Origin of the sequence: Methanoregula sp., assembly GCF_041663825.1 — an archaeon.
Taxonomy (GTDB): Archaea; Halobacteriota; Methanomicrobia; order Methanomicrobiales; family Methanospirillaceae; genus Methanoregula.
In genome coordinates this window covers 41779-63093 of the sequence record NZ_JBAYLY010000004.1, presented here as the reverse complement: position 1 = coordinate 63093, position 21315 = coordinate 41779, and the positions used below count along the sequence as shown (strand labels likewise).

At 41.8% G+C, this 21315-nt stretch carries 21 protein-coding genes; all 21 read left to right on the top strand.

Features of this window, described 5'->3' with window-relative positions:
• Window positions 1–13: 13 nt before the first annotated feature.
• The 21 genes from WCX19_RS03035 to WCX19_RS02935 all read left to right on the top strand — a co-directional run bounded on the left by WCX19_RS03035 (window position 14) and on the right by WCX19_RS02935 (window position 21314).
• Window positions 14–844 carry an N-acetylneuraminate synthase family protein gene (locus WCX19_RS03035; protein WP_373004798.1) on the top strand — a complete coding sequence of 277 codons (831 nt, stop codon included), beginning with the start codon at window positions 14–16 and terminating at the stop codon, window positions 842–844.
• 32 nt (window positions 845–876) lie between these two features.
• Entirely contained in the window at window positions 877–1860 is a 984-nt protein-coding gene (locus WCX19_RS03030) for an aminotransferase class IV (RefSeq protein ID WP_373004795.1), read from the top strand.
• Window positions 1857–2735: a sugar phosphate isomerase/epimerase family protein gene (locus WCX19_RS03025; protein WP_373004792.1), complete on the top strand. Its 879-nt coding sequence runs from the start codon at window positions 1857–1859 to the stop codon at window positions 2733–2735. The genes WCX19_RS03030 and WCX19_RS03025 overlap by 4 nt, the downstream gene beginning before the upstream one ends.
• A gap of 15 nt (window positions 2736–2750) precedes the next feature.
• Entirely contained in the window at window positions 2751–3524 is a 774-nt protein-coding gene (locus WCX19_RS03020) for a methyltransferase domain-containing protein (protein ID WP_373004789.1), read from the top strand.
• 111 nt (window positions 3525–3635) lie between these two features.
• The gene (locus WCX19_RS03015; protein WP_373004786.1) at window positions 3636–4400 is read left to right on the top strand and encodes an SDR family NAD(P)-dependent oxidoreductase; all 765 of its coding nucleotides are present in this window, start codon (window positions 3636–3638) and stop codon (window positions 4398–4400) included.
• Between the two features lie 23 nt (window positions 4401–4423).
• Window positions 4424–5260 (top strand): SDR family oxidoreductase, encoded by an 837-nt coding sequence (locus tag WCX19_RS03010; protein WP_373004783.1) that lies wholly within the window; start codon window positions 4424–4426, stop codon window positions 5258–5260.
• A gap of 33 nt (window positions 5261–5293) precedes the next feature.
• Window positions 5294–6028, top strand: coding sequence for a cytidylyltransferase domain-containing protein (locus WCX19_RS03005; protein ID WP_373004780.1), 735 nt, complete (start codon window positions 5294–5296; stop codon window positions 6026–6028).
• 142 nt (window positions 6029–6170) lie between these two features.
• A complete protein-coding gene (locus WCX19_RS03000; RefSeq protein WP_373004777.1) occupies window positions 6171–6587 on the top strand; it encodes a hypothetical protein in 417 nt (138 codons plus the stop codon).
• 75 nt (window positions 6588–6662) lie between these two features.
• Entirely contained in the window at window positions 6663–8483 is a 1821-nt protein-coding gene (locus WCX19_RS02995) for a hypothetical protein (protein ID WP_373004774.1), read from the top strand.
• 164 nt (window positions 8484–8647) lie between these two features.
• Entirely contained in the window at window positions 8648–9646 is a 999-nt protein-coding gene (locus WCX19_RS02990; protein WP_373004772.1) for a class I SAM-dependent methyltransferase, read from the top strand.
• Window positions 9646–10662, top strand: coding sequence for a hypothetical protein (locus tag WCX19_RS02985; protein WP_373004769.1), 1017 nt, complete (start codon window positions 9646–9648; stop codon window positions 10660–10662). Before WCX19_RS02990 ends, WCX19_RS02985 begins: the two co-directional genes overlap by 1 nt.
• A gap of 226 nt (window positions 10663–10888) precedes the next feature.
• The gene (locus WCX19_RS02980) at window positions 10889–11794 is read left to right on the top strand and encodes an NAD-dependent epimerase/dehydratase family protein (RefSeq protein WP_373004766.1); all 906 of its coding nucleotides are present in this window, start codon (window positions 10889–10891) and stop codon (window positions 11792–11794) included.
• A 94-nt stretch (window positions 11795–11888) separates the two neighbouring features.
• Window positions 11889–12986: a glycosyltransferase family 2 protein gene (locus tag WCX19_RS02975; protein WP_373004764.1), complete on the top strand. Its 1098-nt coding sequence runs from the start codon at window positions 11889–11891 to the stop codon at window positions 12984–12986.
• Between the two features lie 148 nt (window positions 12987–13134).
• Entirely contained in the window at window positions 13135–13548 is a 414-nt protein-coding gene (locus tag WCX19_RS02970) for a hypothetical protein (protein WP_373004761.1), read from the top strand.
• Window positions 13549–14682: a DegT/DnrJ/EryC1/StrS family aminotransferase gene (locus tag WCX19_RS02965; protein WP_373004758.1), complete on the top strand. Its 1134-nt coding sequence runs from the start codon at window positions 13549–13551 to the stop codon at window positions 14680–14682.
• Complete coding sequence (locus WCX19_RS02960) at window positions 14679–15449, top strand: class I SAM-dependent methyltransferase (RefSeq protein WP_373004755.1); 771 nt, start codon at window positions 14679–14681, stop codon at window positions 15447–15449. Before WCX19_RS02965 ends, WCX19_RS02960 begins: the two co-directional genes overlap by 4 nt.
• A gap of 63 nt (window positions 15450–15512) precedes the next feature.
• On the top strand, window positions 15513–16703 hold the full coding sequence (locus WCX19_RS02955; protein ID WP_373004752.1) for a glycosyltransferase family 4 protein: 1191 nt from the start codon (window positions 15513–15515) through the stop codon (window positions 16701–16703).
• A gap of 155 nt (window positions 16704–16858) precedes the next feature.
• On the top strand, window positions 16859–17761 hold the full coding sequence (locus WCX19_RS02950; protein ID WP_373004749.1) for a hypothetical protein: 903 nt from the start codon (window positions 16859–16861) through the stop codon (window positions 17759–17761).
• Between the two features lie 435 nt (window positions 17762–18196).
• Window positions 18197–19162: an NAD-dependent epimerase/dehydratase family protein gene (locus WCX19_RS02945; protein WP_373004746.1), complete on the top strand. Its 966-nt coding sequence runs from the start codon at window positions 18197–18199 to the stop codon at window positions 19160–19162.
• Window positions 19159–20451 (top strand): UDP-glucose/GDP-mannose dehydrogenase family protein, encoded by a 1293-nt coding sequence (locus WCX19_RS02940; RefSeq protein ID WP_373004743.1) that lies wholly within the window; start codon window positions 19159–19161, stop codon window positions 20449–20451. Before WCX19_RS02945 ends, WCX19_RS02940 begins: the two co-directional genes overlap by 4 nt.
• The gene (locus WCX19_RS02935; RefSeq protein WP_373004740.1) at window positions 20448–21314 is read left to right on the top strand and encodes an SDR family NAD(P)-dependent oxidoreductase; all 867 of its coding nucleotides are present in this window, start codon (window positions 20448–20450) and stop codon (window positions 21312–21314) included. Before WCX19_RS02940 ends, WCX19_RS02935 begins: the two co-directional genes overlap by 4 nt.
• Window position 21315: the final 1 nt, after the last annotated feature.

The following is a 21315-nucleotide window of genomic DNA, read 5'->3' as shown; positions in this document are numbered from 1 at the left end:
AGAAGGCGTTCTAATGAAACCATTTGTCATCGCTGAAATCGGGATTAACCATAACGGGGATATCGCAATCGCAAAAAAACTCATTGATATTGCCAAAAATGCGGGGTGCGATGCCGTCAAGTTCCAGAAGAGAACTCTAGATATTGTATACACCAAGGAATTTCTTGACTCCTCCCGAGACAGCCCTTGGGGTAAAACCCAACGCCACCAGAAGGACGGGCTCGAGTTCGGGAAACCTCAGTACGATATCATCGATGCGTACTGTAAGGAAAAAAAAATTGAGTGGTTTGCATCTGCTTGGGATGTGGAAAGCCAGAAATTCCTCAAGCAGTACCATTTGAAATTCAATAAGGTCGCGTCAGCGATGCTGACCTATCTTCCCATTCTCGAAGTCATCGCAAAGGAGGAAAAGCATACCTTCATCTCAACTGGAATGAGCTCGTTTGACGACATCGATCGCGCTGTGGAAGTGTTCAGGAAAAACAAGTGCCCCTTCACGCTGTTGCACTGCGTATCAACTTACCCAAGCGAGGACAATGAATGCAACCTTCTCGTCATGAAAGAAATCAGGGATCGGTATAAGTGCGATGTGGGATACAGCGGGCATGAAAAGGGCATCCTTCCTTCAGTGCTGGCAGTCGCACTGGGTGCAACGGTCATCGAACGGCATATAACTCTTGACAAGAAGATGTATGGGAGTGACCAGGCAGCCTCTATCGATGAGCCTGAACTCCAGCTGATGATGCAGCAGATCCGTGCCGCTCCCGGAATTCTCGGCAGTGGTATGAAAACCGTGTCAGAAAAAGAGAAAGGGATAGCAAAAAAACTGAGATATTTTGAATGATCTTTTATTTTTATTATGAGTGAGGTAAGAGAATGAAGGAACGTCAGGTATTCATCAATGGCAGGTTTGTGCCGGAACACGAAGCAAAGGTCTCTATTTACGATTCAGCGCTGATGTTCGGGGACATGGTCTTCGAGATGACACGGTCATTTAACAAGGAACAGTTCAAACTTCAGGATCATCTCGAACGGCTTTATGCTTCCATCAAATATGTTCACATTCCGATTGACATGTCGATGAAGGAGATGGAGGAGCATATCTATGAAACTATTGACAAAAATGATCCGCTCTTTAAAAAGGACGATGAGCACCGTGTCATGATCAATGTCTCCCGGGGGCTTCTTTCTCTCTACCAAGATGTCGTAGGCGTGGAAAAAGGACCTAACCTCATCATTGCGGATTTTCCCCTGCGCTGGACGGTAGCATCCATGGGACCACTGTACAACAGTGGCATAAATGCGGTGATTCCGTCCCAGAGAGCGATCCCGGCATCGCTTCTCGAACCCAAGGTAAAAAACCGGAGCCGGATGCATTACCTCATGGCAAACATAGAAGTATCCAACTATGCCGGAGAGAATAACTGGGCACTCCTTCTCGATCCCGATGGCTTCATTGCGGAGGGAACCGGGGACAATTTCTTTATGGTCAAAGACGGCAAGATCATTACGCCGGAACCGCGCAATATCCTCCGTGGAGTCAGCCGTAAATATGTGATCGAAGAGCTCGCCCCCCAGCTTGGCCTTCCTTGCATAGAAAAGAATATCGAAATATATGATGTGGTCACTGCGGATGAGGCGTTTTTCACCGGTACACCGTTTTGTATACTCCCGGTGACGAGCATCAACAATATGCAGATCGGTTCGGGGAAAATGGGACCGGTCACAAAAAAGCTTCTGGATACATGGGGCCAGAATGTTGGTGTTGATATCATTACCCAGATTAAAAAATTCGGTCTTTCGAAGAAACCCGGTGCGATGAATGCCGCTTCCCCCTATTCGTTCAAACAGAAGAAATGATACCCTCCACTAAGATCGGGATTATGCAGGGGCGTCTCTCGCCTCAGACGGGGAAAACCATCCAGTCATTTCCTGTCGATACGTGGCGGGACGAATTTCCCCGTGCCCAAGAGGCCGGCCTCTGTTGCATCGAATGGATTTATGAGACAGGGACGGATGGTGCCAACCCGCTACGGACTGACGAGGGTATCAAAAGGATACGTGAGCTGGAAATGGAATGGTCGGTTGTCGTACAGTCGGTTTGTGCAGACTACTACATGAACTCGCACCTTGTAAGTCCCTCGGGTGCAACGACAGACCCGACAAAAAAACATCTCGAATGGTTGATCGGACGTGCCTCCCTTCTTGATTGCCAATATATCGTCCTTCCCTTTATCGATTCGTCCTCCATGAGAAACCCGGAACAGATCCGTGGCCTCATCGAATTACTAGGTTCGATCATCCCGCCCATCGAGAAAAATAATGTTGAGATCCATCTCGAAACGGATTTGCAGCCCGCGGTACTGGTGGATATCATGAGGGAACTGGATCATGAACTTATACGTTTGAACTATGATATCGGGAACAGTGCTTCACTCGGTCACGATCCGCGGGAAGAGTTAACTATTCTGAGAGGGTGGATTGGCAGTGTTCATGTAAAAGACCGGTTGCCGGGCGGAGGTACGGTCCCGCTTGGATCAGGTGCGGCAGATTTTCCGTATTGCTTCAGCGCATTCAAATCCATGAATTTTGCACGGCCTTACATTCTTCAGGCAGCACGGGATATGGAAATATCAGAAATTGATCTTGCTGTCCGTAACAGAAAGTTTATCGAATCTTTTTATTGCGGGGCCCCATCATATCCTTTAAAGGGCAAGGGAAAGAAAAAAAGGTGAGATTACGTGAATTCTATGAGAAAACTAAATCTTGGTTGTGGTTCAAATTGGCGAAAAGAGGGATGGGATACGCTGGATCATAGTATTTTAACAAAACCATGGCAACTTCAACCTCAAGCGTGGAATTTACCATATGCAGATGGCGTTTTTGATCAGGTTTTTACATCACATATGTTTGAACATATCAGTTCTATGAAAATTGAACAGACAATATGTGAAATCAACCGTGTCATGAAAAATAACGGGATATTGCGTATATTAACTCCTGATTTAAAAAAACTCGCAACAGCATATGTAAATAATGATGCTCAAACAATGCAGAAATTTATTGATGAAGATCATTCCGGTATCTCTGCGAAAATGGGGTTGGGAGGGGCATTTATCAATTTTATTTCGAGTGCGGGATCTGATAACATATTGTTAAGTTCTGACTATTCTGAGATTATTGGATCATATGCGCATGTTTATTGTTACGATTTCGAAATGCTCGCATACATTCTTCAGCACTATGGTTTTATTATCGATCAGGAGAATTCTCAAATTGACCATTCAAATATCCAGGAACACAAAGAATTACGGAACGTCCCCTATAATATTGATTCAGGACACTCATTAGTCATTGAATGCAAAAAGGAAAGATATATCCCGTTTGATCAGGAATCCTCATTATTTTGTTATGGGCCTTATAAAAGAAAGGAGTTATTCCCCAAAAAATATCGTCTGACTTGGTTGTTATTTAAATTGATGGGGCATGTCAGAAGGTCGTTATCCAGGATAGGAATATCCTAATAAGCGATAAATGAAATAGCCTCTTAAATGGAATGAAGAAACGTATATCAAAATGGTTGTTGAAAATGTTCCCTCTCATTGGAATCAATAGACTTGGTATGAGATATGTGTTTGTTAAAAGGAAAAGTCGCAGTTGTTAGCGGATCTACACGAGGTATTGGTAAGGCAATTGCAGTCACCTTTCTTCGTGAAGGAGCAGTTGTATACCTAACCGGACGGGATCCTGATCAGCTTAATCGTGCATGTCAACAATTCAGGAAAGATTTCCCGGATACAATCCGATCCTATTGCGGCGATCTTACTCAAACTAAAATAATTCAGGATATGATGGGAGTTGTATGTAGTCAGGATGGGGGCCTTGACATTGCGGTTGCTAATATTGGGTCGGGAAGATCAAAACCCGGATGGAATGTTGACGATACATCTTGGCAGGCGTGTATGGAAAAAAATTTTTACTCTTCCGTAAAATTTTCACGGGAGTGCTTAAAAGTTATGGTTCCCCGCAGTTCGGGAAATATTATCTTCATCTCATCCATCGCAGGTTGCGAGGTTATTAATGCGCCCGTACCGTACGCAGTAGCGAAAGCCGCGTTGTTATCGTACGTGAAATATACAGCACAGCTGGTTGGCCGTGAAGGGATCCGGATGAACGCGATATCACCTGGCAATATTCTGTTCGATGGGGGAACCTGGAATAAAAAACTTAATGAAAACCATGAACTTGTCCGTGAATATATTCAGGATAATGTACCATTACAACGATTTGGTAAACCTGAAGACATTGCCCGTCTGGCCTGTTATCTCGCATCGGATGATGCCTCTTTTGTAACCGGAGCGAATTTCATCATTGATGGTGGACAGACAAGAGGGATGTAATGCGTAATTGCAGGGCTTAAACTATGACATCAGCGCTTGATCGGTTCAGGATTGACGGGAAAGTTGCGGTTATTACTGGAGGAGCGGGATTTTTGGGAGTGAAACATGCAGAGGCTATCCTTGATGCGGGAGGGATCCCCATTCTCGCGGATATCAACGAGCGCGCAGCACTGCAGCGGGCCTCTGATCTTTCAGACAAATACAACCGGGAGGTTTTGGGAATCTATGCTGATATCACGACATCCGAAAGTGTTCAGGACCTCTCCGATAGATGTGCCGATCACTTTGATAACGTGGATATCCTCATTAACAATGCTGCAAATGATCCAAAAGTAAAACAGGAAAAAACGGATTCTGTGCCTTGGTCGCGGTTTGAGGTTTTTCCCGATGAGATCTGGAATAAAGACCTTTCTGTCGGACTGACCGGGGCATTTCTCTGCAGCCAGGTTTTCGGAAGGGAGATGGCCAATAGAAAGCAGGGTGTGATCTTGAATATTGCATCGGATCTTGGCATTATTGGCCCGGATCAACGGATTTACCGGAATAATGGAATTTCTGATGACTTACAACCAGTCAAGCCGGTTACCTATTCCGTTGCAAAACACGGCCTCATCGGCCTGACGAAATATCTAGCAACATACTGGGCTGATAAAGGGGTACGAGTCAATGCTCTCTGTCCCGGCGGTGTATATAATGGTCAACCGGAGGCTTTTGTCCAGAAACTGACCAACCTCATTCCCCTGGGGCGGATGGCAGATATCGATGAATACAAACCCGCAATTATCTTCCTGATTTCAGATGCATCGTCATACATGACCGGCGCCTCACTCATCATCGATGGCGGAAGAACCTGCTGGTAACATTATATGGTTCGCGGTTTCATTTTTATATGAATGAAAGAGACGAATATCATTATTCAGGCCCGAATGGGATCGCACCGGCTCCCGGGAAAAAGCCTTATGCCCGTATGGAAAGATCTTTCGCTCCTTGAACTTGTTCTTAAAAGAATCACAAAATCAACGATCCCGAAAAAAATTATTCTTGCGACATCGACAAGAAAAAAAGATGACCCACTCATTCCGATCGCAGAACGGTGCGGGGTCGAAATCATCCGAGGTAGTGAAGATGATGTACTTGGGCGTTTTGTCCAGGCATATAAGGCACATCCATCGGATGCCGTTGTCAGGGCAGCGGCTGATAACCCTTTGCTGGATCCGGAAATGATTGATAACCTGATCACCTTTTTCTGGGATAACCAGCCCTGCGATTATGCATCCAACCTCGGCCCGGTCTCCGGGTATCCCGATGGTGTCGGCGTTGAGATGGTGAGTGCGAAAACACTTTTGCGCCTTGACAGGGAAGCAAAGGACATGCGGTACCGGGAACATGTAGTCACCTATCTTCATAATAACCGCGATTATACAAGCAAATTACAGCATGCCCTGCCGGAATTCCATAGGCCCGGCTACCGGCTGGATATCGATTTCTTTGAGGACCTTGTTTTCGTGCGGGAACTTATCAAACGGTTGCCACAGAAGAAAGGACCTTTCTGGACAACTGGGGATATTATCAGAACACTGGATAAAGAACCAGAACTGCTGAAATTAAGAAAAGTAAGGGGGGAGTGAACTTTAATGGATATTTATGAGATCAAAAGATTAGGGAACTTAATATCAGAAAGTTGCCGGGGGTAGATATCTTAAGATGCACTACAATTTTTCAATTAGGATTATCTAGGAATCATACAATTAAAATAATGGATTCTATTAAATGACACATCATAGTTTATTATTATCTGAAGTTATTGAATTGGCAAATAACAACATAAAGATAGATCATTCGAAAATAGTTGTAATTTTTGAGAATTCTGAAAATGTCAGTTCCCTTTTACCCTTAAAAAAAAGCGACAACCTCCACATTTTGATGTATATTGCCACAGATCCTGATGTTGGCTATGCACTCTATAAAAAAAATGAAAAATATGTTTTGTTTGATGTTTATTTTACTATTAAAGAAATTTCAGAACTTGGATTAAGCAATTTCACTAAAGTTGAAAATTTGTGTGATGTGATTGATCGGGGTATTTGTAAAGATTTTGATATAGTCAATAATTTTTCTTGTCTCCGATGCATCTATCTACTGATGTCAGATCCCATATTAACAATGGATGGGGGCAAAACGTGTTGACATATATTGGAGTGAGTCACAAAATTATAATTTTGTGGTTTATTTGGGAACATTCATTTTTGAGGGTGAAAAATTATGAAAGGCAGTAAAAAAATACTGGCATTTTTTGGCTCGGATATAAAAGATTTAAATTTTTTAAAACGATATTCAGAAAAAGGATATTCGTTGTTGCCACTTGATGCCTCGGCAATTACGCTGTTCTGGAAATCAGGTATACCTTATGGAGTATTCGACGATTACATTGATTTAAAAGAAAGAGGTAATTCTATAGAGAGCGCGGAAATTTGTGAAAAAGGATGGTTTGAATCTGCCCGTAATGAATTTACATATGATAGAATCTGCTGGCCGGATTTAGACCATCGTGCAATGCATTTTTTTTGGGCGGATATTTGTCTTGCTCATTCAATGGCAAATTGTTTCAGAGAACAGTGCATAGAAAAATTAATTTTTCCCGAATGTCCGTTTCCTTCAGTTAAAATAGGTTATAATGGTTCTCATCCTTGTAAAACATTTTGGAAAAAAGATTTACCCTCCATCGTATCAGATATTCCTTCATCAAAATTGTTTAAAATTGCACGATATGGATATAAAAAATGTATTGATACCGCTCATATAATAAAAAAACTGAATACGTATACTTGTTCTTATTTACCTTTTAACGATAAAATTATTTTAGTCATCAATCCCGGTGAAACTTTTCGATTTACAGAAATAGTAAATTCATTATCCGAAAATTTTAAAGATCAATTTTTAGTCATTGCATTATGTTCAGATCCTCGTGAAGTAAAAAAGATGTCACTGCAATTGTCAGTACCAGTTTTTTGTGAACCACAAATAACGAATATTAATTATGACTTAAAGAATCTATTCTTGAAGGGGTATCAAAAATGTTTAAAAGAATCAAATGATCAATACTGGAAAAAACCATTAGAATATCTTGATACCCATTTTTACTATTATTGTGAAAACCGTTGGCCGGAATTAGCAGCAAAATATGAATCGTGGCTAAATTTTTGTCAACAGGCACATCCGAGTGTAATTATTGTTAGTTCCCTCACAGATTGTGAGTCACAGATTCCCGCAGAAGCCGCAAAAAGATCAGGCATTCCCACATTTTCTATCCCTCATGCTGGGGTGATGGATCCGGATAATATCGCATCAAGTGAGTATATTCTGTATAACTTGAAAACAGAACGAATTACCTATAAACAGGGAGGAATTGAAGAGCACCGCCTGATACCCTGTAGAGGATTACTATCTGAAAATCCCTATCCTGTTCACACCAGCTCACTAAGTCAAATCCCTTCCAGGGGAAAGATACTAGCCCTTACTAACCCAATTTCAATACCCGATTCACTACCTGAAACAAGTGTTACCGATCAGTTTGAAGAGTTCCGAACACTTTCCCATCCACCAAAAGATCTCAAACAAATGTTAGAGATTAAGATTAAAGTTCATCCAGGATGGCCTGAACTTGATTTAATACGCATGGCAGATGAGGATTTATTTTCAAAAGTACTGCCTGTTGATTACCCCTTACGATCTGCTTTACAGTGGGCGGATTTGGTAATTGTTTTAAATATGAAATCAACTGCGATTCTCCATGCATTGCAAGCAGAAAAACCAATAATCCTGTTTTATACGGATATTAAATTTAATTTAAAAACGTGTATCTGGGGTAAATTTGCTGATACAATAATGCCTGCAGGAGAAATAGTACAGGATAGCAATCAATTTTGGGATCTCATACGAACATTTTTTATGGATCCGAACATGAGAGAAAAATTGCAGGATCGTTCCCGTAAATATTCACGTGAATATCTTGATGATTCAAAATACCCGCCGATTGAGGAAATAATTAGAGAAACGTTGGAAAACCAAAAAAAACAGCCCTAATTTTTCAAAAAATATGTTTGTGTTACAACAGCTTAAACGGATTCCTCTCTTCTCAAAAGAGATTATTTTTTGAGAGACTCTATCAGGTCCTAAACGCGTTTCTGCATAAAGAGATTTAAAATATTTAAAAAACCATGTTTAATGATCAACAGTTGGTTTGTTTTATGAAAAAATGTAATCATGAACCTTGTAATCTAGTTAATGATTCACCTATTCAAAACATCGATGTCGATCCAGATACTTACTATGGCGAGATCCCTAAAAGTGATATGGAGACAATACTGAAAAATAGCCAAAAAAACGGCAATATCGAACGGGAAATTTCTCGTTATTGTGATCGGAAGAAAAACGAATATTTCCGGGAATATGCGTTAGATCCACGAAGAGCATTGGGTCTTACACTATTAGGAAATATATCTGGGCTCCGTATTCTTGATTATGGTTGTGGTATTGGTTCATTAGGTGTTGTGGCTGCACGACACGGGGCTCATGTTACATTTATCGATAATTGTCAAATCCGTCTGGAAATTGCTCGTGAAAGGATACTTCAAAGTGGACTAAATGGTGAATTCATTGCTTGCAAAGACTATGATTCCCTCCCACCGGATCTTGGTTCGTTTGATTTTATTCTTTTAAATGGTGTCTTGGAATGGATTCCGGTTTGTCGTGCTTCTTTTGACAACGTTCTGGAAATTCAATTGGACTTCCTTGATCACATGAGACAATATCTCTCACCCCGCGGAAGCATCTACTTGGCTATTGAAAATCGATTTGCATTACAATATTTTATGGGCTATCCTGAAGATCATACGGATATTCCCTATTTATCACTTATGGATCGGATTGAGGCGAATCAATGTCACCAGAGACTCAAAGGCCGGGACTTTCTTACTTGGACGTGGTCTCTTCAGGAGTTTAAAAAATTATTGCCCTCTGTAAATCTGACATTAACTGAAGGATATGGAATATTCCCGGATTATCGATTTCCCCGACTTATCACAAGTTTAGAAGATAAAGACGGATTAAAAAAGGGAATGCTGATGGAGAGATACAGCGCCAAAAACGAATTTAAAAACAGATTTATTGACTACGTTTATAATATGGATCTGATTGAGCATTTTATTTACAGTTATTGCTTCTTAATAGGGAGGGAACAGGAATAATGATAACTAAATTAATTGACTATTTAGAAAAAAACCGGAAATTATTCAAAATACCAGAAAATGAAAAAATCGCAATAGAATTGCATCCCCCCTGGCGGAAATCACACAATGGAACCTGTCAATATATCGTTTATGTTGGAAAAAAACGAATTGAAACGATAGTAATTCGAGAAAGTATTTCACTTTATGGCATTCGATGCAGATGCAATCCATATAAACCTCAATTTTCTGAAGACGTTGATAATTTTTTACCGGAAAATAAAGGAAGCTTCTCTCTAAACAATAAGGAATACTATTGGTCGGACAGGATTCAAGAAAAAACATTAATGTCAATTATTTCTGAAAATCCCCGTGATCCAGATACCTGGAAATTAGTATCAGATTTTTTTCATAAATTCAGTTCGACGCAAATAGAAAATTCTGTCTTGTCTTCTGATTTTTATGACGAGTTAAAAGAATTAATAAATCAAAAAATAAAGCAGAAAGAAGGAACACTGGTTTTTGAGGAATTCTGCGATCTAAATATCCTTAAATTCAATGATCAAAAAAAAGTTCCATGTTCCTGGAGTCATGGAGATCTTTGGTCACAAGATATTTTTTTAGTGGGGACCTCATGGCGAATTATCGATTGGGAATATTCTCTTCAGGTAGCACCAATTGGATCCGATATGATTGATTTATATATTACTCTTGCAGAGCATAATCTGAAAATGTCAACTCCGGATGCATGGCGGGGTTTTTGGTATAATGAAATTCCTCAACTTTCAAAATTAAGAGAGGATATATTTTCGGTCTGGTCAACGGCTGGATTCGATGATGAACAAGAAAAGTCTACGTACAAGTATGCATTGATCCGGTCCGTTGGACGCATAATTAGTCAGGAGGGGGAAACAAATAAACTCGATTTAAAAGTTTATTCACAGATTATATTTGAAGTTACAGATAAAAAAATTCATACACCGTTGTCAGTTATTCAACATATATTCCGGCTTATTCGAAATCGATATAGAATTTAATTATGAGAATGACAAATGTCAACGGTATTGATGAAATCGCGATAACTTGAAGATGTATTCGGAAAGAGATCCCTTCCAAAGTCAGATCACAGGAAAAACTTCCAGATATGTATTGGGCCTGGTTTTGATAGACCGCTAACCTCTTTTACCAATACGATAATTTCTAAACGAGAATATGACTAAATTGAAATCATCCCTTGCGTCAGGTCCGATAAAGAATATATTAGTGACTGGAAGTAGCGGGACAATCGGGACCCGGCTATGTGAAAAATTGCTGGCTTGTGGTTATAATGTAATAGGTGTCGATAAAAGATCGAACCCCTGGAACAGTAAAATTGATAAAATTACGATAATTGCAGATTTGTGCGACAAAAACTCCCTGCGCTCATTGCCCAAAGATATCGATATGATCATTCATCTTGCTGCAAATGCAAGAGTCTATAACTTGGTTGTTGACCCCGCTCTCGCCCGGGATAATTTTGAGATGCTCTTTAATGTACTGGAATTTGGTAGAGTAAATAATATCAAAAAAATCATTTTTTCATCAAGCAGGGAAGTATACGGCAATTCGGGACTTCCAATTTATTCAGAAGAAGATGCATTTGTAAAATATTGTGAAAGTCCTTACACAGCATCCAAAATTGGTGGAGAGGCACTCATACATGCATATCATCAGTGTTATGGAATTGATTTTATTATCACCCGGTTTTCCAATGTATACGGCATGTACGATGAATCTGACCGTGTGATTCCTCTGTTTATTCGCCAGACATTGAACAACGAAGATCTGACAATTTTCGGAAAAGACAAAGTGCTCGATTTTACATATATTGATGATACTGTTGACGGGATCATCAAATGCATTGAGCATTTTTCACAGGAAAAAAATTCAGTTTTTAACATTGCATCAGGAACAAGCATTCCAATTATTGAAGTCGCTGAACAAATTATTCAGGGAATGAATGGAAACAATTCTATTGTATTAAATGACAATCGGACGGGGGAGGTAGTTCGATCATCCATTGATATATCTAAAGCACAACAGAAACTTGGATATTTACCAAAAATAAAAATTCATGAAGGAATAAAAAAATCTATAGACTGGTATACAAAACATCTCTATACAAAGTAAATAACAAGACAATTCATGTTTCAATATAGATGTGATCATTAGTGTAGAAAATACGACTACCTTGCGTTAAAGATATGAATTTGGGGGATGTGTAATGACAGATACTAGTTCTTATATCTCGATAATTATTCCAACATTTAACAGGGATGCCTTTCTACCAAATGCGATAAAAGGAATAACCACTCTAAATTATCGATCTGATAAATATGAAATTCTGATAATTGATAATGGCTCGACGGATAATACCGAAAATATATGTAAAACAATAATTCAAGAAAACCCCCAACATACAATAAGATATATTTTTGAACCCTCACCCGGTCTTCTCGCTGCCAGACATAAGGGGGCTTCAGAAGCACAAGGTAATATTTTTACCTTTATTGATGACGATATTATTCCATTCCCGACGTGGCTGGCAGCAATTTCAAAGTCTTTTGAAGATGACAACGTGCAATTAGTGGGTGGGAAATCTATCCCGAAATATGAAGGAGTACCTCCTGCATGGTTACACAATTTGTGGGAAATGACACCGTATGGAGGAACCTCCTGCGGATATTTGAGTTTGCAGGATTTGGGGGATCAACCTAAAGAGATTCATCCAAATTATATTTTTGGACTTAATTTATCAATCAGAAAAACGGCATTATTTGATGCCGGGGGTTTTCATCCGGATCTTTATCCCAAATTTTTACAGAGATACCAAGGAGATGGGGAAACCGGATTAACTATGCGTTGTTATGATAAAGGATTTAGGGCTGTTTATAATCCTGAAGCAGGTGTTTTTCATTGTATCCCTCCGCAACGGATGACAATGTCCTATTTTGAGAATCGTATGTTTTACCAGGGAGTATGCAATTCGTATACCGATTTCAGGTCACAGAACGGAATGTATGGGAAAATCACGAGAATAACCAATGTTAAAAAAATTCTTTTGTCATACTTACATGTCGCAAAAAAGTATTCAGTAAAATACTCAGTCTCAAAAAATGGAACTAATAAACACCCGGATCTGAAGATAATCAAACAAAGAATGGAAATGGCGTATTATAATGGATATGAATTCCATCAAAACGAAGTAACAAATGATCCGGAACTGTTAAAATGGGTTTTAAAGAAAAATTATTGGGATTATCATATCCCCTTTGATAATAAAGATCTTGTAAATGTGGATAAAATCAAAAAAAGTTATTGAAAAATAATTGTTACAAATAAGAAATTTTTTGAAATGAAGTATTCACACATGCAAAATTTTAATTGAGATTTGATCAACCGCGACTCAATACATCAATGTAGTGTCTATTTTTTAACCACATAACACCTAATATAAGGAAATGATAACCATGCCCCCAATCGAGCAACTAACTTCCAATAACCAAATCATTGCTATCATCGTATACCACAAATTCGCAAAAGACGGGATTGAATTTTTCACTCCCGGTGATTTCTCACAACAGCTTGGCTACATGAAACACAAAAAAGGAGAAACCATCCAGGAACACATTCATGTCCTGCATGTGCGGGAAGTGCAGTATACACAGGAAACATTATTCGTCAAAAAAGGCCGGGTAAAGATCAACTTTTATCATCAGGACAAATCATTTTTCACCAGCAGGGAATTAAAAACCGGGGATGTAATTTTACTTGCATCCGGGGGCCACGGGTTTGAATTCCTTGAAGAGACGGAATTGATAGAAGTTAAACAAGGCCCCTATTGTGGTGATCAGGATAAAGTACGGTTTGTGGAGAAAAAGTAAATGATCCCCGTCAGTGAACCCCTCCTTGCAGGAAAAGAATTGGATTATGTCACCGACTGCATAAAAACCGGTTGGATCTCGTCTGCCGGAAAATACATCAACGATTTTGAATCCGGCTGGTCGGCATATTGCGGAAAAAAACATGGCATAGCGGTGAGCAACGGTACAACTGCGCTTGATGTCGCGGTTCACTGCCTTGGGCTCAAACCCGGCGACGAAGTTATTATGCCAACATTCACGATTATCTCGTGCGCCGTTGCGATCGTCAATAATAAAGGGACTCCTGTCCTTGTTGACAGCGATCCAAAACTCTGGACAATGGATGTCGATCAAGTGGCCGAGAAAATCACTCCCAAGACAAAAGCGATTATGCCGGTCCATATCTACGGTCATCCGGTTGATATGGATCCAATTCTTGATCTGGCAGAAGATCACCACCTTGCAATTATAGAAGATGCAGCTGAAGCACATGGCGCGGAATATCATTCACATCATAATAATACAAAATCCTGGAAACGCTGCGGAAGTTTCGGAACGATGAGTTGTTTCAGTTTTTATGCAAACAAACTGGTTACCACTGGAGAAGGCGGTATGGTCATCACGGATGATGAAACATTGGCGAAAAAAGCCCGGGCATACCGGGACCTTTGTTTTCAGCCTCCTCGCAGATTCTATCATGAACATCTCGGAAACCAGTACCGGCTTACCAATATGCAGGCGGCACTCGGTGTTGCCCAGATGGCACGCATTGATGAAATTATCGCGAAGAAACGATGGATGGCACAGGAATATACCAAACGTCTTCAGAACGTCCCGGAGATCCAGTTACCCGCTGAAGAACCTTGGGCAAAAAGTGTCTACTGGATGTATGCTTTGGGTCTTTCCGATACGTGCGGTATGGACAATACAGAATGTGCAAAACGCCTTTATGAAAAAGATGTCGATACCCGGCCGTTCTTTATCGGCATGCACGAACAACCTGCACTTCATAAACTGGGTCTTTTCAAGGACGAAAAATACCCGGTAGCAGAGCGGATTGCCCGAAAGGGATTCTACCTGCCATCGGGATTAACTATAACAAAAGAGCAAATTAATACCGTGGCAGATGCAGTATGTGAGGTTCTCGGCGCATGAATCCTGTTTTTGGCAAAGTATATTCAACATCCTATGATCTCCTTTACGAGGAGAAAGACTATGAGGGGGAGTGTACCCTGATTGAACAGATTATCAGGGATTATAGTAACATCCCGGTTCATTCAATCCTCGATCTTGGATGCGGAACCGGCAACCATTCTCTCCGGCTTGCTGAACGTGGGTATGAGGTAACCGGTGTTGATCGTTCGAACGAGATGCTTGCCATTGCCAAGGCAAAAGCGGATCAGAAAAAATTACCCTGTGTATTTCTTCAGTCTGATCTGAGGGAATTTGACGACACTAAAAAATATGACGCGGTCATCATGATGTTCGCGGTTCTGGGATATCAGCTGGAGAACGAGGATGTCCTTGCGGCGCTGAAAACCGTCTCAAAGCACCTCAATAAAGGAGGTGTTTTTATCTGCGATATCTGGTATGGTCCGGCGGTCCTTAACCAGAAACCCGGGGAGAGAGTCCGGGTAATTGAAACAGGGGATACAAAAATCATCCGGGTTTCATCAGGACTGCTTGATATCTTCCGGCATCTGGTAAAGGTACATTTCCATCTCTGGACCATAAAAGGAAATCATGTGCTGGCTGAAATACAAGAAGATCATAGTATGCGGTTCTTTTTCCCCCTGGAACTATCGCTTTTATTCAAAACCAGTGGATTAAAAATTCAGAAAATCGGGGCGTTTCCGAACTTAGAAACCGGCCCGAGTGAAGAAACCTGGGATATATGCACGGTCTCAATGAAGGAGAGATAACTGACACCATTAAAAATAGCAACTTATTACCGGTTTAACAATGAAAAATCAAAGGTGATTAGAATGAGAGTAGGAATTTTTTATTCAGGAACTTCTCCCGAATCCGGTGGAGGACATACTTATGAGCAGGAACTCCTGCTCTCATTTTTATCAATTGCACATGAAAGCCATCATGATTATGTCATTTTATCCAAAATTGATATGACAACTGTAATCAAGAAGTGTTCGCAGGACAACCTGTCAAATATTTTAGTACGCGGGAAACCACTAAACAGAATTTTTCTTCACTATTTTTTTGACGGCCTGTTTTTTTCAAAACTTGCCCTGAAATTTTCAAGGCTCAACAGGATAATTAAAAAAAATAAACTTGATATGGTGGTTTTCTTAAGCCCGGCACCGGAAGTTGTGGAATGCCCGTATATTATACCTGTATGGGACCTCCAGCACCGGTTGCAGCCGTGGTTCCCTGAGGTGAGTAACAACGGTATCTGGGATGGGCGTGAAAAATATTCCCGGGAAATGCTGAAACGAGCTACATGTATTATTACGGGCACTTCCGCAGGAAAGGAGGAGATTTCATTTTTTTATAGTATTCCGAAGAGCCGCATCAGAATTTTACCCATGCCGACACCGGAGTACTGTTTAGGGGATTTACCGAGAAAAAACAGGAAATATCTCCAAAAATTCGAGATCTCCGGGGAATATTTATTGTATCCTGCCCAGTTCTGGTCACATAAAAATCATATAAATGCAATTCGTGCACTGGAGATTCTTCGCAGAGAGTATAATCTGCCAGTATCTCTGGTTTTTGTGGGATCGGATGCAGGGAATTTATCATATGTTAAAAAAGTTGCATCTAATCAATCCGTTTCGGAATTCATTCAATTTTTAGGTTTTGTTTCTCGTGAGGATCTCATCACATTGTATCAAAATGCGTACGCACTCGTTTTTCCTACCTTTTTTGGCCCGGATAACCTGCCCCCTCTGGAAGCATTTGCATTAGGGTGCCCGGTAATTGCGTCGAATGTTTCCGGTGCGGAAGAACAATTGGGAGATGCAGCTTTGCTTGTCGATCCTAAAAATCCAGCAGAAATTGCACGAACGATTGATATGCTTTTTAAAAATCCTTCATTGCGAGATACATTAATTGAAAAAGGATATGCCCGCGCTCACCAATGGACAGGTAAAGATTATGTCAGGGAAATCTTTTCGGTTCTCGATGAATTCGAAGCGATAAGAAAATGCTGGGACTAAATCCCTCGTTAAGATGGGGCGCGAAAATTGAACCAACCAAGATCGCGATAGTGTGTTGGAAGTTCCGCTATAACCCACATTCCGCAGATCTCCTGATCACATAGTCGCAACGCTCTTCTCTCAATAAATCACAAAATGTTAACGAGAACCTGACCATGCTCACTATCTTCACAATCCCCAAACCATTTGAAGGTCACATTGGCGTCATACAGAAAAACGCAATAAAAAGTTGGCTGAGTCTCACGCCACAATGCGAGGTAATTCTCTTTGGTGATGAGCCGGGGATCCGGGAAATCGCAGAGGAGTTCGGCCTCATTCATGTGCCGAATATACGCAAAAACCAGTACGGGACGCCGTATCTGGATGATGTATTCAGCAAAGCACAGAATATCGCACACAATAATGTGCTCTGCTACTGCAATGCGGATATTATTTTTTTTAATGATATGCCTGAAGCAGTGGGAAAAATTCCGGCAAATAATTATCTTATGGTGGGGGAACGGTGGGATGTGGACATAACAACACCTGTCAATACCTCGCAGGAAACCTGGACGCAGGATCTTTTCGATGTTGTCCGGCAGCACCACACCCTCCAGAATTTTCCGGGAATGGATTATTTTATCTTCCCAAAAGGTCTGTTTCCCGAGTTCCCGCCGTTTTTGGTGGGCCGGAGAGGCTGGGACAACTGGCTCATTTACCACGTGCGGAAGAGAAAGATCCCGGTCATCGATGCAACACTGGTTATCCATGCCGTCCACCAGAACCATACCTATTCCCATATCCCCGAAAAAAAGGGACCCCGGTGGGAAGGACCGGAATCGGACAGCAATATCAGACTTGTCCAAAACCGGACCATGTACTTGTGGGAACTTGCGGACAGCGATTGGTTACTGCTGCCGGAGGGCTTGAAGAAGAAGCCGTTTTCGGTGCGGACTATTGAGCAGGATATTGTTCTGGTATCTCCGCAAAAAACCCATCCTTTCTTCGAGCCGTTTTACCGGTTCGGACACATGATTAAATACGGATTTTTGAAAATTTCAGAGTACTTTAGAAGATAATTCCCCGTCACGGAATATTTTTGGTGCCACAATGAATGTCCGTTTTGTTGACTGGGGGTACGTCCGTGTGACTGGCATCAGTACCCTAGTGATACTGTTGCGTCCATCATCTTAAGGATCGTTTGGAGAGGGAGTCTATCTCTCCGATCTCTTTGGCACTTCGTATTCCTTATTCATAGAATTCGACTGCTTTTGTCCAGATCTCCATCGTCACTTTCACCCGCAAGCATCTGTCAGGTACTCTTGAAAGCGGATATAAATTATATCACTAGTTTAGGACAGAAACTCCGGTGCGCTACAATTAACCTATTAAAATCTGCTTTTCACAGATTTTGTGTTGTGTCGTGATTTGTAAAATAGCGTGGGAACTCATGGGTATCCTTGTGAACATATTCACATAATTTTAACTCATGCACCTCTCATATCTAAATGAGTATGCACACTTCAAAATATTTCGTCACCGGTGGTGCCGGATTCATCGGCAGTAATCTTGTTGATCGGTTACTTTTGCAAGGAAACGAGGTTACGGTTTATGATAACTTTTCCACGGGAATTCCAGAATATCTTGAAGCAGCAAAACACAAAGACGGCTTCCGGTTGATCAACGGGGACACTCAGGATATAGAAAAAATGACTGCATCGATGTCCGGGTGCGATTTTGTTTTCCACCTTGCGGCAAATGCCGATGTCCGTTTTGGCACGGAACATCCGGCAAAAGATCTTCACCAGAATACCATTGCCACTTTTAATGTTCTCGAAGCAATGCGGAAAAATTCCATCAATAAAATTGCGTTCTCGTCAACCGGTTCTGTGTATGGTGAAGCAAAAGTAATCCCCACACCGGAAGATGCACCGTTCCCGGTCCAGACTTCGCTGTACGGCGCATCCAAACTCGCTGGAGAAGGGTTGATTGCGGCATACTGCGAAGGGTTCGGATTCCAGGGATGGATCTTCCGTTTTGTCTCCATTCTTGGAGAACGATATCCTCACGGGCATGTATTTGATTTTTACAAACAGCTCCGTGCCCACCCGGATCATCTTGATGTATTAGGAAACGGGCACCAGAAAAAATCATATCTCTATGTACAGGACTGCATCAACGCGATTTTTACTGCAATCGAAAAATCGCAGGACAAGGTGAACCTCTTCAATCTGGGTACTGATGAGTACTGTGAAGTAAAAGATTCCATAGCCAGGATATGCAGTTATCTTGATCTCAAACCCGATATCCGCTATACCGGTGGAGACCGGGGCTGGATCGGTGATAATCCGTTCATATTCCTTGACTGCAAAAAGATCCGTTCCCTTGGCTGGAAACCAGAATATACGATTCACGAGGGAATCGTTAAGACGCTTGAATTTCTCGAAGATAATCCGTGGTTGCTGGAGAGACGTTCATGAAAGTCTGTGTGTTTGGATTGTGGCACTTGGGATCTGTGATATCCGCGGGTCTTGCAGAATCCGGACACACGGTCATCGGGCTTGATTTTGACCAGGAGAAGATCGGGAACCTCAGGAATGCCAGGGCACCCATTGCGGAACCCGGATTAAATGAATTGATCCTTGAAAATCTCCAGAAAAAGAAGCTCGCATTCATGTGCGATCCCCAATCTGCACTGGCGGATGCTGACGTATTATGGGTTGCGTTTGACACACCGGTAGACGAGCAGGATAATGCAGATCCGGGATATATCGAAAAGAATTTTGAGGCAGTCTCGGAATTTTTAACGGACCAGACCAAAATTCTCATATCTTCCCAGGTTCCCGTTGGATTCACACGGCATCTTGCCCGGAAATTCCAGGACAAATATCCTGGCAAAAAAGTCTTTTTTGCGTACTCCCCGGAAAATTTGCGCTTGGGAAAATCCCTGAAAACATTTTTGGAACCGGACCGGATCGTTATCGGGACTGCTCCCGGGGAACAAGAATTATTTCGTCCGGTTTTCTTACCGGTCAGTGACAGGCTTGAATGGATGAGTGTCGAATCGGCTGAAATGACAAAACACGCAATCAACTCATTTCTTGCCACCTCGATTTGTTTTGCAAATGAAATTGCGACGCTCTGCGAATACGTTGGAGCGAATGCAAAAGAGGTTGAACGGGGATTAAAAACCGAAGAGCGGATCGGTCCAAAAGCGTATCTTACTCCGGGCAACGCATTTTCAGGAGGTACGCTGGCAAGGGATATCCGGTTTTTACAAAAACTGGGAGACAACAACCACCTGCCGGTCCCCCTCATCAACGCCGTCCTGAAAAGCAATGATCTCCATAAGACATGGATTAAAAGGAAGTGCAAGGAAGCACTGGGGGATCTTAAAGGAAAACATATTTCCGTACTCGGGCTCACCTACAAACCGGGCACAGACACGTTACGAAGATCTTTTTCTGTAGAGATCTGTACATGGCTTCACAAAGAGGGTGCCGCCGTCACCGCATTTGATCCGGCAATTCATGAACTCCCTCCGGAACTACAGAAAATTATTTTGTTATCTCCTGATAGTACCTTAACAATAAAGAATGCGGATTGCCTTATCATTGCTACAGAGTGGCCCGAATTCCAGAAAATAAAAAAAGATACACTCATTCACATGCAAACAAAAATTCTCATCGATCCAAACGGATTTGTTGAGAAGAACTTGGGAACAGCTCAAAATATCCGTTATCTGACCGTGGGGAGAGATCTGTCATGAAACTTACAGGACGAAATGCGATCATAACCGGGGCAAACCGGGGTTTTGGTTTTGAAATTGCAAAAAAGTTTGTTGAAGAAGGTGCCTCCGTTGCAATCTGCGGAAGGGATTCAGGACAGGTGGAACATGCTGTCGACGCATTACGGAAACGTTCCCTGCCGCAACAGACCATAATCGGCGTCCCGCTGGATGTATCAAAAGAAGAAAATGTCCGATCGATGATCGATACTGCCCTTGACAAAATGGGACGGATCGATGTCGTTGTCAACAATGCCGGGGTATACGGCCCCAAGGGACTCATCGAAGACGTTAACTCGGAAGAATGGGTTGATGCAATCCATATCAACCTGTTAAGCGTTTTTTTCATGTGCAAAGGGATACTCCCGCATATGAAAAAGAACAATTCAGGGAAAATTATCAACCTCTCCGGTGGCGGGGCGACAGCACCTCTGCCTAGGATTAGTGCGTATGCTGCATCCAAGGCTGCGGTCGTAAGACTGACTGAAACGCTCGCAGAAGAGTGCAGAGAGTATGCAATCGATATTAACGCGGTCGCACCGGGCGCACTCAACACCCGGCTTCTTGAAGAAGTCTTAAATGCCGGACCTGAATCTGTCGGCAAGGCGTTCTACGAAAAAGCCCTCAAGCAGAAAGCAAGTGGCGGAACTCCACTGCACTTAGGTGCGGAACTCTGCGTTTATCTTGCATCTCCTGAAAGCAACGGGATAACCGGGAAACTGATCAGTGCACCTTGGGACCCTTGGCAGAACCTTGCACAGTACCGCGACGATCTGAGGAATTCGGATATTTACACATTAAGACGGATCGTTGAGAAGGACCGGGGCAAAAACTGGGGGACTTAAT

Excerpts from the sequence above, each read along its gene's own strand:
- WCX19_RS03035 (WP_373004798.1), top strand. The coding sequence starts at position 14 with ATGAAACCATTTGTCATCGCTGAAATCGGGATTAACCATAACGGGGAT.
- WCX19_RS03030 (WP_373004795.1), top strand. The coding sequence starts at position 877 with ATGAAGGAACGTCAGGTATTCATCAATGGCAGGTTTGTGCCGGAACAC.
- WCX19_RS03025 (WP_373004792.1), top strand. The coding sequence starts at position 1,857 with ATGATACCCTCCACTAAGATCGGGATTATGCAGGGGCGTCTCTCGCCT.
- WCX19_RS03020 (WP_373004789.1), top strand. The coding sequence starts at position 2,751 with ATGAGAAAACTAAATCTTGGTTGTGGTTCAAATTGGCGAAAAGAGGGA.
- WCX19_RS03010 (WP_373004783.1), top strand. The coding sequence starts at position 4,424 with ATGACATCAGCGCTTGATCGGTTCAGGATTGACGGGAAAGTTGCGGTT.
- WCX19_RS03005 (WP_373004780.1), top strand. The coding sequence starts at position 5,294 with ATGAAAGAGACGAATATCATTATTCAGGCCCGAATGGGATCGCACCGG.
- WCX19_RS03000 (WP_373004777.1), top strand. The coding sequence starts at position 6,171 with ATGACACATCATAGTTTATTATTATCTGAAGTTATTGAATTGGCAAAT.
- WCX19_RS02995 (WP_373004774.1), top strand. The coding sequence starts at position 6,663 with ATGAAAGGCAGTAAAAAAATACTGGCATTTTTTGGCTCGGATATAAAA.
- WCX19_RS02990 (WP_373004772.1), top strand. The coding sequence starts at position 8,648 with ATGAAAAAATGTAATCATGAACCTTGTAATCTAGTTAATGATTCACCT.
- WCX19_RS02985 (WP_373004769.1), top strand. The coding sequence starts at position 9,646 with ATGATAACTAAATTAATTGACTATTTAGAAAAAAACCGGAAATTATTC.
- WCX19_RS02975 (WP_373004764.1), top strand. The coding sequence starts at position 11,889 with ATGACAGATACTAGTTCTTATATCTCGATAATTATTCCAACATTTAAC.
- WCX19_RS02970 (WP_373004761.1), top strand. The coding sequence starts at position 13,135 with ATGCCCCCAATCGAGCAACTAACTTCCAATAACCAAATCATTGCTATC.
- WCX19_RS02965 (WP_373004758.1), top strand. The coding sequence starts at position 13,549 with ATGATCCCCGTCAGTGAACCCCTCCTTGCAGGAAAAGAATTGGATTAT.
- WCX19_RS02960 (WP_373004755.1), top strand. The coding sequence starts at position 14,679 with ATGAATCCTGTTTTTGGCAAAGTATATTCAACATCCTATGATCTCCTT.
- WCX19_RS02955 (WP_373004752.1), top strand. The coding sequence starts at position 15,513 with ATGAGAGTAGGAATTTTTTATTCAGGAACTTCTCCCGAATCCGGTGGA.
- WCX19_RS02950 (WP_373004749.1), top strand. The coding sequence starts at position 16,859 with ATGCTCACTATCTTCACAATCCCCAAACCATTTGAAGGTCACATTGGC.
- WCX19_RS02945 (WP_373004746.1), top strand. The coding sequence starts at position 18,197 with ATGCACACTTCAAAATATTTCGTCACCGGTGGTGCCGGATTCATCGGC.
- WCX19_RS02940 (WP_373004743.1), top strand. The coding sequence starts at position 19,159 with ATGAAAGTCTGTGTGTTTGGATTGTGGCACTTGGGATCTGTGATATCC.
- WCX19_RS02935 (WP_373004740.1), top strand. The coding sequence starts at position 20,448 with ATGAAACTTACAGGACGAAATGCGATCATAACCGGGGCAAACCGGGGT.